General features: G+C 52.3%; 13 protein-coding genes. 4 read left to right on the top strand and 9 right to left on the bottom strand.

Going from position 1 to position 13026, the window contains the following annotated elements; genetic code table 11:
• Positions 1 to 48: 48 nt before the first annotated feature.
• Entirely contained in the window at positions 49 to 570 is a 522-nt protein-coding gene (gene fldB, locus GF617_RS13855; RefSeq protein ID WP_181620670.1) for a flavodoxin FldB, read from the top strand.
• 7 nt (positions 571 to 577) lie between these two features.
• Here fldB and GF617_RS13850 read toward each other — a convergent pair whose 3' ends face one another.
• A complete protein-coding gene (locus GF617_RS13850; RefSeq protein WP_203451850.1) occupies positions 578 to 988 on the bottom strand; it encodes a protein YgfX in 411 nt (136 codons plus the stop codon).
• Positions 969 to 1235 carry an FAD assembly factor SdhE gene (gene sdhE, locus GF617_RS13845; RefSeq protein ID WP_181620672.1) on the bottom strand — a complete coding sequence of 89 codons (267 nt, stop codon included), beginning with the start codon at positions 1233 to 1235 and terminating at the stop codon, positions 969 to 971. Before sdhE ends, GF617_RS13850 begins: the two co-directional genes overlap by 20 nt.
• A 304-nt stretch (positions 1236 to 1539) precedes the next feature.
• Between sdhE and ygfZ the strand changes: the two genes are divergently transcribed.
• Positions 1540 to 2520 carry a tRNA-modifying protein YgfZ gene (gene ygfZ / locus GF617_RS13840; RefSeq protein ID WP_203451849.1) on the top strand — a complete coding sequence of 327 codons (981 nt, stop codon included), beginning with the start codon at positions 1540 to 1542 and terminating at the stop codon, positions 2518 to 2520.
• 63 nt (positions 2521 to 2583) lie between these two features.
• Here the strand turns inward: ygfZ and GF617_RS13835 are convergent, their stop codons facing one another.
• Complete coding sequence (locus tag GF617_RS13835; RefSeq protein ID WP_181620674.1) at positions 2584 to 3243, bottom strand: hemolysin III family protein; 660 nt, start codon at positions 3241 to 3243, stop codon at positions 2584 to 2586.
• A gap of 165 nt (positions 3244 to 3408) precedes the next feature.
• Entirely contained in the window at positions 3409 to 3720 is a 312-nt protein-coding gene (gene yqfB / locus GF617_RS13830) for a N(4)-acetylcytidine aminohydrolase (RefSeq protein ID WP_181620675.1), read from the bottom strand.
• 52 nt (positions 3721 to 3772) lie between these two features.
• Here yqfB and GF617_RS13825 point away from each other — a divergent pair, with 52 nt between their 5' ends.
• Both GF617_RS13825 and bglA read left to right on the top strand, forming a co-directional pair.
• Complete coding sequence (locus GF617_RS13825; protein WP_181623827.1) at positions 3773 to 4504, top strand: MurR/RpiR family transcriptional regulator; 732 nt, start codon at positions 3773 to 3775, stop codon at positions 4502 to 4504.
• Between the two features lie 116 nt (positions 4505 to 4620).
• Positions 4621 to 6054 carry a 6-phospho-beta-glucosidase BglA gene (gene bglA, locus GF617_RS13820; RefSeq protein WP_203451848.1) on the top strand — a complete coding sequence of 478 codons (1434 nt, stop codon included), beginning with the start codon at positions 4621 to 4623 and terminating at the stop codon, positions 6052 to 6054.
• Between the two features lie 77 nt (positions 6055 to 6131).
• Here the strand turns inward: bglA and GF617_RS13815 are convergent, their stop codons facing one another.
• The 5 genes from GF617_RS13815 to ubiI all read right to left on the bottom strand — a co-directional run bounded on the left by GF617_RS13815 (position 6132) and on the right by ubiI (position 13025).
• Complete coding sequence (locus GF617_RS13815; RefSeq protein WP_181620677.1) at positions 6132 to 6875, bottom strand: SDR family oxidoreductase; 744 nt, start codon at positions 6873 to 6875, stop codon at positions 6132 to 6134.
• A 69-nt stretch (positions 6876 to 6944) separates the two neighbouring features.
• On the bottom strand, positions 6945 to 9818 hold the full coding sequence (gene gcvP / locus GF617_RS13810; RefSeq protein WP_203451847.1) for an aminomethyl-transferring glycine dehydrogenase: 2874 nt from the start codon (positions 9816 to 9818) through the stop codon (positions 6945 to 6947).
• Between the two features lie 67 nt (positions 9819 to 9885).
• Positions 9886 to 10275 (bottom strand): glycine cleavage system protein GcvH, encoded by a 390-nt coding sequence (gene gcvH / locus GF617_RS13805; protein ID WP_203451846.1) that lies wholly within the window; start codon positions 10273 to 10275, stop codon positions 9886 to 9888.
• Between the two features lie 23 nt (positions 10276 to 10298).
• Entirely contained in the window at positions 10299 to 11393 is a 1095-nt protein-coding gene (gene gcvT / locus GF617_RS13800; RefSeq protein WP_203451845.1) for a glycine cleavage system aminomethyltransferase GcvT, read from the bottom strand.
• Positions 11394 to 11822: 429 nt separating this feature from the next.
• A complete protein-coding gene (ubiI, locus tag GF617_RS13795; protein WP_181620681.1) occupies positions 11823 to 13025 on the bottom strand; it encodes an FAD-dependent 2-octaprenylphenol hydroxylase in 1203 nt (400 codons plus the stop codon).
• Position 13026 lies beyond the last annotated feature (1 nt).

The following is a 13026-nucleotide window of genomic DNA, read 5'->3' as shown; positions in this document are numbered from 1 at the left end:
CTGGTACACTACGCGCAAAGTCAAAGCAAGAATTGAGATATTTACGCGATGAATATTGGTCTGTTTTATGGTTCCAGCACCTGCTACACCGAAATGGCAGCAGAGAAAATTCGCGACATCATTGGTCCGGAACTGGTGACGTTGCATAACCTGAAAGATGACGCGCTCACGCTTATGGAGCAGTACGATGTGCTGATTCTTGGTATCCCGACCTGGGATTTTGGTGAAATACAGGAAGACTGGGAAGCTCTCTGGGATCAACTGGACTCGCTCAACCTTGATGGCAAAATTATTGCGATGTACGGGATGGGTGACCAGCTAGGCTACGGCGAGTGGTTCCTTGATGCCCTCGGCATGTTGCACGATAAACTGGCCCCGAAAGACGTGACGTTTATCGGCTACTGGCCAACCGAAGGCTACGAATTTACCAGCAAAAAACCCATCATCGCTGATGGTCAGTTGTTTGTCGGACTCGCACTGGATGAAACCAACCAATACGATCTGAGTGACGAGCGGCTGCAAAACTGGTGTGAACAAATTCTCGGCGAGATGGCAGAAAAATTCAGCTAACGCGTGCTTACTCCTGCGTCGGTAATTGCAGCATCATCCGGCGAAGATCTCTCCACTCCAGCGCATCCATACTGTCTGCTGCCAGCCACAAGTGCTGGCGGCGACCGCCTCCCGCCTTACGCAACCGTAGCATCATGCCCGAATTGAGCATCCAGGGCGTGCCAATGAGTTCCCACTCTTTCCCCTGCCAGCGCAGACGGGAATCCACCAGCAGTTTGATTTCCCCCTGACGGGCATTGATACGGCGCTGACTGCGCACGCTGTCAAACACCACAAACGACAGCAGCAGTAACCACAAAGGCGTGTAGCTAAGCGGCCACGGCATCAGCAGTACAAATGCCGCGACCAGACCGTGGAGCAATAGAGACATCCACTGTGAGCGCCACGAGACGCGTAGATCAGATTGCCACAGGACCACGTTCCCGATTCCGTGTTTGAATTAATTGCACCATCCGTTGCAACTCGGTGTCGGCGGGCTTGCCGTGATTCATCAGCCAGTTGAACAAATCAGGATCGTCCGCTTCAAGCAGGCGTACAAACAGACGCTTATCGTCATCGCTTAAGCTGTCATATTCGTATTCGAAGAAAGGCATGATGGAAATATCAAGTTCACGCATGCCGCGACGGCACGCCCAGTGAATACGGGGCTTGTTGTTAATATCCATGTTCTGTTTCCTGCATTACATGTGGCACAGTTGGTATCCCTTTTTTTGCACCTGAGGTGTTCTTAATTTCGGTCAGGGACATTAGCTAGTGTAACGTGTTTTTAGCTGTTTCTTTACTGGAATATTACGGACCCGAAGCATGCTTCCAGAAAAACCCATAAAAAGAAAGTGGATTACTCTATTTTGCGTAGCGCTACGCAAGAGGCAACGATGGCACAAATGGCCTGCTGAAAGCGCTTGCAATGGCGACAGTCTCTTTTACCATTAGGCATTATCAAAGCGTTAAGCAATTCAGGACATCACTATGGCTTTTACTCCATTTTCTCCTCGCCAGCCCGCCGCCTCTGCGCGACTGCCGCTGACGCTGATTACCCTTGATGACTGGGCACTGGCAACGCTCACTGGTGCTGACAGCGAAAAATACCTGCAAGGCCAGGTGACGGCGGATGTCAGCCAGATGACGGAACATCAACATCTGCTGGCGGCACATTGCGATCCAAAAGGCAAAATGTGGAGCAACCTGCGCCTGTTTCGCCGTCAGGATGGTTTTGCGTTTATTGAGCGTCGTAGTCTTCGTGACGCCCAACTGACGGAGCTGAAGAAATATGCGGTCTTTTCGAAAGTCACCATAGCCGCAGACGATGAGCATGTTTTGCTTGGTATAGCTGGCTTCCAGGCGCGTGCTGCGCTGAAAAATCTGTTCAGTGAATTACCGGATGCCGACAAACAGCTAATAAATGATGGCACAACCTCCATCCTGTGGTTTGAACACCCGGCGGAACGTTTCCTGCTGGTAACTGACGTTGCAACGGCAGAGCGTGTTACCGAAGCGCTGCGCGGTGAAGCCCAGTACAATAACAGCCAACAATGGCTGGCACTCAATATTGAGGCCGGTCTGCCAGTGATTGACGCTGCAAATAGCGCGCAATTTATTCCTCAGGCCACCAACCTTCAGGCGCTGGGGGGCATCAGCTTCAAAAAAGGCTGCTATACCGGCCAGGAGATGGTCGCCCGCGCGAAATTCCGTGGCGCTAACAAACGCGCGCTGTGGTATCTGGCGGGCCACGCAGGCAGAGTGCCAGTCGCTGGTGAAGATCTAGAGCTGAAAATGGGTGATAACTGGCGTCGTACCGGCGCAGTATTAGCCGCGGTGCAGCTGGATGATGGCCGTCTGTTGGTACAAGCCGTGATGAATAATGATATGGAAGCAGACAGCGTTTTCCGCGTGCGCGACGATGCTCACACGTTAAGCATTGAGCCACTGCCGTATTCGCTCGAAGAGTGATGATTCAGTCCACCCTCTCCCACCGGGAGAGGGCTGGAATCAGGGCATCAGGTAGCTCTATCGCTACGCCTGCCCTACATACAGATAAATTGCCAGGAAGTGACACACGCTACCGCCCAGTACAAAACCGTGCCAGATCGCGTGGTTATAGGGAATGCGCTTACAGACGTAGAAAATCACGCCCAGCGAATAGACAACACCGCCTACCGCCAACAACGTCACGCCACCCGCCGCCAGTTTTATTGCCAGTTGATAAACCACAATCAGTGACAGCCAGCCCATCGTCAGATAGGTCACCAGCGACAGCACCTTAAACCGGTGCGCAATCGTCAGCTTAAACAGGATCCCCAGCAGCGCCAGGCTCCAGATAACAATCATCAGCCCGCGTGACAACGGCGAGTTCAGTCCCACCAGTAAAAACGGGGTATAAGTACCTGCAATTAAGAGATAGATGGCGCAGTGGTCAAACTTCTTGAGCCAGATCTTGGCACGCTGATGCGGAATAGCGTGATACAACGTCGACGCCAGAAAGAGCAAAATCATGCTCCCGCCATACAAACTGTAACTGGTGATCGCCATTACGCTGGCGTTTGTATCCGCCGCCTGCACCAGCAGCATCACCAAACCGACAATTCCAAATACCAGCCCAATGCCGTGGCTAATACTGTTGGCAATTTCCTCTGCCAGTGAATATCCCTGCGCGATTAATGGTTTACTAACCATGGGTAACTCCGGGGGAAAACAAAAGATGATTATTCATCGCCTTACTATGCTAACTGAGAATGATTCCAGTGAACACATGTTAGCTAAAATATAATTAAAAATTCATCTTTCTCTTATTAATCATCACATTGGATTGCATTTTCAACTAACAGCTGTGAGTTTAAGTCAAAGACATTTAAAATCAATCACATAAAACTGAGTCTGGTTTGGGTAGATTTCCGTGATCACCTGCTTGAGCGCGTCCAGAGACATATTCTCCTGCTGAGCATGCTTTTCCGTCAGTGTATCGAGCGTTATCGTCGACGTGCCAAGCACAGCAATCGAACAAAAGTACCCGTCATCTTCATAGCGTCCCACGCGCAAAACGTCCCCGGCTTTGAAATGTGATTCGCTCTCGTCGCGGATCGTGATGGTCTTACGTCCGGCCAGAATGTCGTCCTGAAAGCGCTGAAAAAAAGTGATGTCGTTCGGCTGCATGGTATTATTCCCTGAAGATAACGTCTGATGAGTGAGTTTAACCATTGTGAGTATGTTCTCCCATTCTGCCATTGCCAGCCTCAATAATCTGGAAATGATGGTCTACAACTATGTCATCAAAAACCGTGACAAAGTGACGTACATGACCATTCGTGAACTGGCGGATGCTGCGGGAGTATCGACCACCACTATCCTTCGCTTCTGCCGCAAACTCAACTGCGACGGCTATTCTGAATTTCGTGTACGCTTCAAGTTATATCTTGAGCAAAATGAGCCCCAGCAGGCCAACTTTGGTACGAGTGAAATTATCAGCTTTTTTAAAAGCGTAAATAACGACGAATTTGACGCCCTTTTGAATAATGCTGTCGATATTATCTTATCGTCAGAACGTATTATTTTTGTCGGTGCAGGCACATCAGGATCGCTTGCGAAATATGGTGCAAGGTTCTTTTCCAATATCGGTAAATTCAGTAATCACATTGACGATCCTTATTTCCCGGTCACTAACGACATGGCGAAAAATGCGCTGGCGATTGTACTTTCGGTGTCAGGTGAAACCGAAGAGATCTTGCGCTTTGCCAGCCAGTTCAGCCTTCATCACTGTAAAGTGCTGTCAATTACCAGCCACGAACACTCCCGCCTGGCAAAACTGGCCGATTTTAACCTCTCCTGGCATGTTCCACAGACACGCATTGGCGGCGTTTACGATATTACGACTCAGATCCCTGTCATCTATATTCTGGAATCGTTAGGCCGTAAGCTGGCGAAGAAATTAACAGAATAAAACATCTTGTTTTTTTGATGTGACAAATCACATTTTCCACGAATTGTTATATCGTGACATTTAATTTCGCTTTGCTAGACTCAAAACCAACAAGTAATAATTTGAGAATAGCCGAGATGAAAAAACTTACATTACCAAAAGACTTTTTATGGGGCGGAGCAGTGGCCGCTCACCAGGTTGAAGGTGGCTGGAACAAAGGCGGCAAAGGGCCGAGCATTTGTGATGTGTTAACCGGCGGCGCGCACGGTGTTCCTCGTGAAATCACGCAAGAGGTCATTGAAGGGAAATACTATCCTAACCACGAAGCGATCGATTTCCACGGCCACTACAAAGAGGACATTAAGCTGTTTGCTGAAATGGGCTTCAAGTGCTTCCGTACCTCTATCGCCTGGACCCGAATCTTCCCAAAAGGCGACGAAACTCAGCCAAATGAAGAAGGTTTAAAGTTCTACGATGACATGTTTGATGAACTGCTGAAATACAATATCGAGCCAGTCATCACTCTCTCTCACTTCGAAATGCCGTTGCACCTGGTTCAGGAATACGGCGGCTGGACCAACCGTAAAGTGGTGGATTTCTTTGTACGCTTCGCTGAGGTGGTTTTCGAGCGCTATAAGAGCAAGGTCAAATACTGGATGACCTTCAACGAAATCAACAACCAGCGTAACTGGCGCGCACCGCTGTTCGGTTACTGCTGTTCCGGCGTGGTCTATACCGAACACCAGAATCCTGAAGAGACGATGTACCAGGTGCTGCATCATCAGTTCGTGGCCAGCGCACTGGCGGTGAAAGCGGCGCGTCGCATCAATCCGGAGATGAAAGTCGGCTGCATGCTGGCGATGGTGGCGCTCTATCCCTTCTCCTGTAAACCAGAGGATGTGATGTTTGCTCAGGAATCCATGCGCGAACGTTATGTTTTCACCGATGTACAGTTGCGCGGCTACTACCCCTCTTACGTTCTGAACGAGTGGGAACGTCGTGGCTTTAGCATCAAAATGGAAGCCGGTGACGAACAGATCCTGCGCGAAGGTACGTGCGATTATTTAGGCTTCAGCTACTACATGACCAACGCAGTGAAAGCGGAAGGCGGTACTGGCGATGCTATCTCAGGCTTCGAAGGGAGCGTACCTAACCCGCACGTTAAAGCTTCCGACTGGGGCTGGCAGATTGACCCGGTAGGCCTGCGCTACGCGTTATGCGAACTGTACGAGCACTATCAGAAGCCACTGTTTATCGTGGAAAACGGGTTTGGCGCCTACGATAAAGTGGAAAACGATGGCAGCATCAATGACGATTACCGCATTGACTACCTGCGCGCTCACGTGGAAGAGATGATAAAAGCCGTCACTTATGATGGTGTGGACCTGATGGGCTATACCCCATGGGGTTGCATCGATTGTGTCTCCTTCACGACCGGCCAGTACAGCAAACGCTACGGGTTTATCTACGTGAACAAGCATGACGATGGAACGGGCGATATGTCCCGCTCCCGTAAGAAAAGCTTCGAGTGGTATAAAGGTGTGATAGCCAGCAACGGCGAGACGCTTTAATTTTCTCCTCTCCCTAAAGGGACAAGAGAGGGAAGATCCCACCAGGCAGCCCTCTCTCCTTTAGGGAGAGGGGGCATTTATTTCCCGCCCGCCAACTCGATAAAGCTTCCCGTCACATACGATGCTTTCTCGCTCAGCAACCAAATGATCGCCTGCGCAACCTCTTCCGGCTGACCACCACGCTGCATCGGTAACGCTGATTTCACCCTGTCGACACGACCAGGCTCCCCACCAGATGCATGAATATCGGTATAAATTAGCCCCGGACGTACACCGTTGACACGGATCCCCTGCGCTGCAACTTCCAGCGCCAGTCCCGTCGTCAGCGAATCCACCGCACCTTTGGAGGCGGCATAATCCACATATTCGCCCGGCGCGCCCAGACGTGACGCTGCAGATGAAACATTCACAATCGCCCCCCCCTTGCCGCCATGTTTGAGCGACATACGCTTTACCGCTTCGCGGCAGCAGAGAAAATAGCCCGTCACATTGGTCGCCAGCACCCGGTTAATGCGCTCAGCGGATAAATGCTCAATGGTACTTTGCTCAAACAGGATACCGGCATTATTTACCAGCGCAGTAAGCGGCTCGCCTCGCTGATCGATAATGCGAAACATCGCCATGACCTGAACTTCATCGCTGATATCTGCCTGAACCGCAAACGCAGTGCCCCCTGCGTCAATGATTTGATTGATCACATCCGTCGCGGCCCTGATGTTATCGCGATAATTCACCGCTACCGTGTAGCCTTCGTTTGCCAGCTGCAGCGCTGTCGCTTTGCCAATCCCCCGGCTCGCGCCGGTCACTAGTGCCATTGCCATTCACGTTCTCCAGATGAAAAAAAACCGGGTGGCGCGAACGCCGACCCGGTTTACATTACCGCAAAACAATTACTGATATTCGCTCATCGGTACGCAGGAGCAGAACAGATTACGGTCGCCGTACACGTCATCAAGACGCTTTACCGTCGGCCAGTATTTGTTCGCGACACCTGCCGGGAAGACTGCCAGTTCGCGGGTGTAACCGTGAGTCCACTCCGCCACCAGCTCATTCTGGGTATGTGGTGCATTCACCAGCGGGTTGTCTTCAAGCGTCCACTCGCCGCCTTTCACGCGATCGATCTCACCGCGAATCGCAAGCATCGCCTCGATAAAGCGGTCCAGCTCAACTTTGCTTTCAGACTCAGTAGGCTCAACCATCAGCGTCCCTGCCACCGGGAATGACATGGTTGGCGCGTGGAAGCCGTAGTCGATCAAACGTTTAGCAATATCCAGCTCGCTGATACCGGTTTCTTCTTTCAGAGGGCGGATATCCAGGATGCACTCGTGCGCCACACGACCATCACGGCCCGTGTACAGCACCGGATAAGCATCTTTCAGGCGAGTCGCAATGTAGTTGGCATTCAGAATCGCCACCTGGCTTGCCTGTTTCAGACCTTCCGCGCCCATCATGCGGATGTACATCCAGCTGATTGGCAGAATGGATGCGCTACCGAATGGTGCCGCAGACACTGCGCCCTGACGGGTCAGCATGCCTTCGATCTGCACAACGCTGTGGCCTGGAACAAACGGAGCCAGGTGCGCTTTCACGCCGATTGGTCCCATACCTGGACCGCCACCGCCATGTGGAATACAGAAGGTTTTATGCAGGTTAAGGTGTGAAACATCAGCACCAATAAAGCCCGGAGAGGTAATGCCGACCTGGGCATTCATGTTCGCGCCATCAAGATAAACCTGGCCGCCGAACTGGTGAACCACTTCACACACTTCACGGATCGTTTCTTCATACACACCGTGGGTGGACGGGTAGGTCACCATAATACAGGAGAGCTTATCGCCCGCCTGCTCTGCTTTTGCACGCAGATCGACAAGATCGATGTTGCCATTTTTATCACAAGCCACGACCACCACTTCCATCCCCGCCATCTGTGCAGAAGCCGGGTTGGTTCCGTGTGCGGAGCTTGGGATCAGACAGATATCGCGGTGGCCTTCGTTGCGGCTTTCGTGGTAATGGCGAATCGCCAGCAGACCCGCGTATTCACCCTGCGCACCTGAGTTTGGCTGCATACACAGCGCGTCATAACCGGTCAGTTTCACCAGCCAGTCGGAAAGCTGGTTAATCATCATATGATACCCTTCCGCCTGGTCTGCCGGGCAGAACGGGTGCAGTTCGGAGAACTCCGGCCAGGTGATAGGGATCATCTCGGCAGCGGCGTTCAACTTCATGGTGCAGGAGCCCAGCGGGATCATCGCCTGGTTAAGCGCCAGATCTTTGCGCTCCAGAGAGTGCATATAACGCATCATCTCGGTTTCGCTGTGATAGCGATTGAAAACCGGGTGCGCCAGAATCGCGTCATCACGCAGCATGTTTTCCTGGAGAGAACGGCTGTCATACGCCACGTCTTTATCCAGCGCATCAATGTCGAGGCCGTGCGCATCGCCCAGCAACACGTTGAACAGATTTACGATATCTTCGCGAGTGGTGGATTCGTCGAGCGTGATACCTACCGCATTCAGAATGTCACTACGCAGGTTGATTTTAGCCGCGTCGGCACGTGCCAGAACCGCAGCTTTGTCTGCCACTTCGACACACAGAGTGTCAAAGTAGTGAGCATGACGCAGCTTGAGACCTTTCTGCTGTAAACCACAGGCCAGAATATCGGCCAGACGGTGAATGCGGCTGGCAATACGTTTCAGGCCTGCCGGGCCATGGAAGACGGCGTACAGGCTGGCGATGTTCGCCAGCAGTACCTGCGAGGTACAGATATTGGAGTTCGCTTTCTCGCGGCGGATATGCTGCTCGCGAGTCTGCATCGCCATGCGTAGCGCGATGTTACCGGCAGCATCTTTCGATACACCAATAATGCGGCCAGGCATGGAGCGTTTGAATTCATCTTTCGCCGCGAAAAACGCCGCGTGAGGACCGCCGTAGCCCATCGGCACACCGAAGCGCTGTGCAGAGCCGAACACAATGTCCGCGCCCTGTTTGCCCGGCGCCGTCAGCAGGACCAGCGCCATAAAATCGGCCGCGACGCTAACGACCACTTTACGGGCTTTCAGCTCAGCAATCAGTGGGCTGTAATCATGTACTTCACCGGTCGTTCCCACCTGCTGCAACAGCACGCCGAAAACATCCTGGTGATCCAGCACTTTGTCAGCATCATCAACAATGACGTCAAAACCAAAGGTTTCGGCGCGGGTACGAACCACATCCAGCGTTTGCGGATGAACATCAGCCGCCACGAAGAAGCGGTTGGCATTTTTCAGTTTGCTTACGCGTTTCGCCATTGCCATGGCTTCAGCCGCAGCAGTCGCTTCATCCAAAAGGGAAGCTGAAGCGATATCCAGACCAGTAAGATCCAGCGTCACCTGCTGGAAGTTCAGCAGCGCCTCCAGGCGCCCCTGAGACACTTCAGGTTGATACGGCGTGTAGGCGGTATACCAGCCCGGATTTTCCAGCATATTACGCAGGATCACTGGCGGTAACTGCACGTTGGTGTAACCCATGCCAATGTAAGACTTATAACGCTTGTTGAGGCCGGCAATCGCCTTAAGCTCCGCCAGCGCGGCGAATTCAGTGGTGGCTTCACCTACCTGAGGCGGCTTGGCAAGCTGGATGTCTTTTGGCACGATCTGGCCGATCAGTGCAGTTAACGAATCCGCGCCAACCGTGTTCAGCATCTCCTGCTGTTGCTGAGCATCCGGCCCAATGTGACGTTCAATGAAAGCGCCACGGTTTTCAAGCTGGCTTAAAGTCTGTGTCATGAGCGATGGTTCCTGAAACGTGCAGTGAATTTAAGTTCCCTCTCCCACCGGAGAGGGGGATAAACAATTACTCGTCTTCTAACAGTGCTTCGTACGCGGTAGCATCCAGCAGGGCGGCAACTTCCGCTTCATCGCTGGCTTTGATTTTAAAGATCCAGCCATCCGTATACGGATCGCTGTTCACCAGTTCAGGGGAGTCGCTCAGCGCGTCGTTCACCGCCACAATTTCACCGCCCACTGGCGCGTAGATATCAGATGCGGCTTTGACTGATTCTGCCACTGCACAATCATCACCTGCGCTCACGGTCGTGCCCACTTCCGGCAGGTCCACAAACACCATGTCGCCCAACAGCTCTTGCGCATGCTCGGTGATCCCAACAGTGTAAGTACCGTCTGCTTCTTTGCGCAGCCACTCATGTTCTTTGCTGTATTTCAGTTCTGCTGGCACATTGCTCATTGAAGTTCTCCTGATAAAAATGATTAGGCGACCGGCTTACCGGCGCGAACAAAAATCGGTTTGGTCACATGGACCGGCATTTCACGGTTGCGGATCTGCACCACCGCCGTTTCGCCGATGCCAGCCGGGACGCGAGCCAGCGCAATACTGTAGCCCAGCGTCGGTGAGAAGGTTCCGCTGGTGATAATGCCTTCACGGTGATTACCGTCCGCATCGGTGAAACGCACCGGCAATTCACCGCGCAGTACACCCTTTTCCTTCATCACCAGGCCAACCAGTTGTTCAGTACCTTTCGCGCGCTGCTGCTCCAGCGCATCACGGCCGATAAAGTCGCGCTCGGCAGGTTCCCACGCAATGGTCCAGCCCATATTGGCGGCCAGCGGAGAGATACTTTCATCCATCTCCTGACCGTACAGATTCATACCTGCTTCCAGACGCAGCGTATCACGCGCCCCCAGACCTGCAGGCTTCACTCCGGCTTCCATCAGCGCACGCCAGAAATCAGCCGCTTTCTCATTAGGCAACGCAATTTCATAACCGGCTTCACCGGTATATCCCGTTGTCGCAATAAACATGTCACCGGCCTGAACACCGAAGAACGGTTTCATGCCATCGATGACTTTACGCTGTTCATCACTCAGCAGAGACGCGGCTTTCGCCTGCGCGTTTGGCCCTTGTACAGCGATCAGGGACAAATCATCCCGCACGGTAATATCGACAGCGAAGGGTTCAGCGTGTTGGGAAATCCAGGAGAGGTCTTTTTCGCGGGTGGCGGAGTTTACAACAAGGCGGAAGAAATCTTCAGTGAAGTAGTAGACGATAAGGTCATCAATCACGCCGCCCGAGGCATTGAGCATCCCAGTGTAGAGCGCTTTGCCCGGAATCTTGAGCTTAGCGACATCATTCGCCAGCAAATAGCGCAAGAACTCCCTGGTGCGACTGCCGCGCAGATCGACAATGGTCATGTGCGACACGTCGAACATACCGGCATCAGTGCGCACCGCATGGTGCTCATCAATTTGTGAGCCGTAATGCAGTGGCATCATCCAGCCATGGAAATCCACCATGCGTGCGCCGCATAACGTATGTTGTTCGTATAAAGGAGTCTGTTGAGCCATCTTTTCCTCGTTGAATAAGCAGGGCTGTCTTGCGTTTCAGTCGCGTAAAAAGCGCCATAAAACCCGACGTCGGCATCACGTATGGATGCCGACGCAAACGTTCTCTTTTACCTGAACTTACCACCGAAATTGGTGATTAACCATAAGCTAAAACGGGTCATCACATTAGCTTATGACTAAAAACGGCCAAAATCATAACAGAGTTATTAACTAGCTAAATGCAATAAAAACAGCATAAAGCCAACATCAAATTCACAATATTTAGTTCAGGATAATATTTAATAGGGAAAAGAAGGCTGATTTTCCATCATTTAAAAATCATAAGATTAGATAAACTAATGCGAAAAGTGGCGTGAAATTAGAATATTTCAAATGAGTGAAATGTCCCGGCGCAGTGGCCGGGAGAGGAAAGTGTGACAGGGGTCTAACTTAGCGCAGCCAGTCCGGAAGATCGTTAAGACCCATCGCCTGACGTAAGAGTTGGGGTTTAACACCGGGAAGCGTATCAGCCAGTTTCAGTCCAATATCGCGCAACAGTTTTTTCGCAGGATTTGCTCCTGCAAACAGCTCACGGAATCCCTGCATACCAGCCAGCATCAACGCAGCACTGTGCTTACGGCTGCGTTCATAACGGCGCAGATACAGGTGCTGACCAATATCTTTGCCTTCGCGATGCAAACGGCGTAGCTCATCAACCAGTTCTGCCGCATCCATAAAACCAAGGTTAACCCCCTGCCCGGCCAGCGGATGAATGGTGTGCGCCGCATCCCCCACCAACGCCAGACGGTGCGCCGCAAACTGGCGTGCATATCTGCCGGTTAGAGGGAAAACCTGACGTTCACTTTCAAGTGAGCATAGCCCCAGACGATGATCAAACGCCACGCACAGCGTCTGGTTGAAGGCTTCAGATGTTGCCTCCTGCATCTGCTGTGCCTTCTCAGGGATCAGGGACCAGACAATAGAGCAAAGATGGGGATCGCTCAGCGGTAAAAACGCCAGGATGCCATCATTGTGGAAAATCTGGCGCGCAACGCCGCCATGCGGTTCTTCCGTACGGATTGTGGCAACCAGCGCATGATGGCGATAATCCCAGAACGTCAGCGGAATATCAGCCTTGTTGCGTAACCACGAGTTTGCCCCGTCAGCCCCGACCACCAGCCGCGCAGTCAGCATTTCGCCGCTTTGCAGGGTGATAAAGGCCTCGTTTTCACCCCACGCAACCTGATTGATATGCGCCGGAGCCATCAGCGTAACATCGCTGCAGCCTTGCGCTTTTTCCCACAATGCATGGTGGATCACCGCATTTTCAATAATGTGCCCCAGATGGCTATAGCCCATGCTTTCATCATCAAAAGCAATGTGGCCAAAGCTGTCTTTGTCCCACACTTCCATGCCGTGATAACAGCTGGCACGGTGCGCCACAATGTCAGACCAGACACCGAGATGCGTCAGCAGCTTTTCACTGGCAGCATTAATAGCCGACACGCGTAGCTCTGGCGGTGCATCAGACGCCACAGGCTGCGGCTGTTTTTGCTCAAGCACGGCCACACGCAGACCACTCCCCTGTAACCCGCAGGCCAGTGCCAGTCCTACCATTCCGCCGCCAACAATAGCGACATCAACATTCAGCACG

The sequence above is a fragment of the Lelliottia sp. RWM.1 genome, assembly GCF_016859735.1.
Classification (GTDB): domain Bacteria; phylum Pseudomonadota; class Gammaproteobacteria; order Enterobacterales; family Enterobacteriaceae; genus Enterobacter.
This window is presented reverse-complemented; position numbering and strand designations above follow the sequence as displayed.

What these genes read in the sequence shown, in the direction of transcription:
- ygfZ (WP_203451849.1), top strand. Translation starts at nt 1,540, where the DNA reads ATGGCTTTTACTCCATTTTCTCCTCGCCAGCCCGCCGCCTCTGCGCGA.
- yqfB (WP_181620675.1), bottom strand. Translation starts at nt 3,720, where the DNA reads ATGCAGCCGAACGACATCACTTTTTTTCAGCGCTTTCAGGACGACATT.
- gcvH (WP_203451846.1), bottom strand. Translation starts at nt 10,275, where the DNA reads ATGAGCAATGTGCCAGCAGAACTGAAATACAGCAAAGAACATGAGTGG.
- GF617_RS13825 (WP_181623827.1), top strand. Translation starts at nt 3,773, where the DNA reads ATGTTCTCCCATTCTGCCATTGCCAGCCTCAATAATCTGGAAATGATG.
- GF617_RS13835 (WP_181620674.1), bottom strand. Translation starts at nt 3,243, where the DNA reads ATGGTTAGTAAACCATTAATCGCGCAGGGATATTCACTGGCAGAGGAA.
- gcvT (WP_203451845.1), bottom strand. Translation starts at nt 11,393, where the DNA reads ATGGCTCAACAGACTCCTTTATACGAACAACATACGTTATGCGGCGCA.
- GF617_RS13815 (WP_181620677.1), bottom strand. Translation starts at nt 6,875, where the DNA reads ATGGCAATGGCACTAGTGACCGGCGCGAGCCGGGGGATTGGCAAAGCG.
- sdhE (WP_181620672.1), bottom strand. Translation starts at nt 1,235, where the DNA reads ATGGATATTAACAACAAGCCCCGTATTCACTGGGCGTGCCGTCGCGGC.
- bglA (WP_203451848.1), top strand. Translation starts at nt 4,621, where the DNA reads ATGAAAAAACTTACATTACCAAAAGACTTTTTATGGGGCGGAGCAGTG.
- gcvP (WP_203451847.1), bottom strand. Translation starts at nt 9,818, where the DNA reads ATGACACAGACTTTAAGCCAGCTTGAAAACCGTGGCGCTTTCATTGAA.
- fldB (WP_181620670.1), top strand. Translation starts at nt 49, where the DNA reads ATGAATATTGGTCTGTTTTATGGTTCCAGCACCTGCTACACCGAAATG.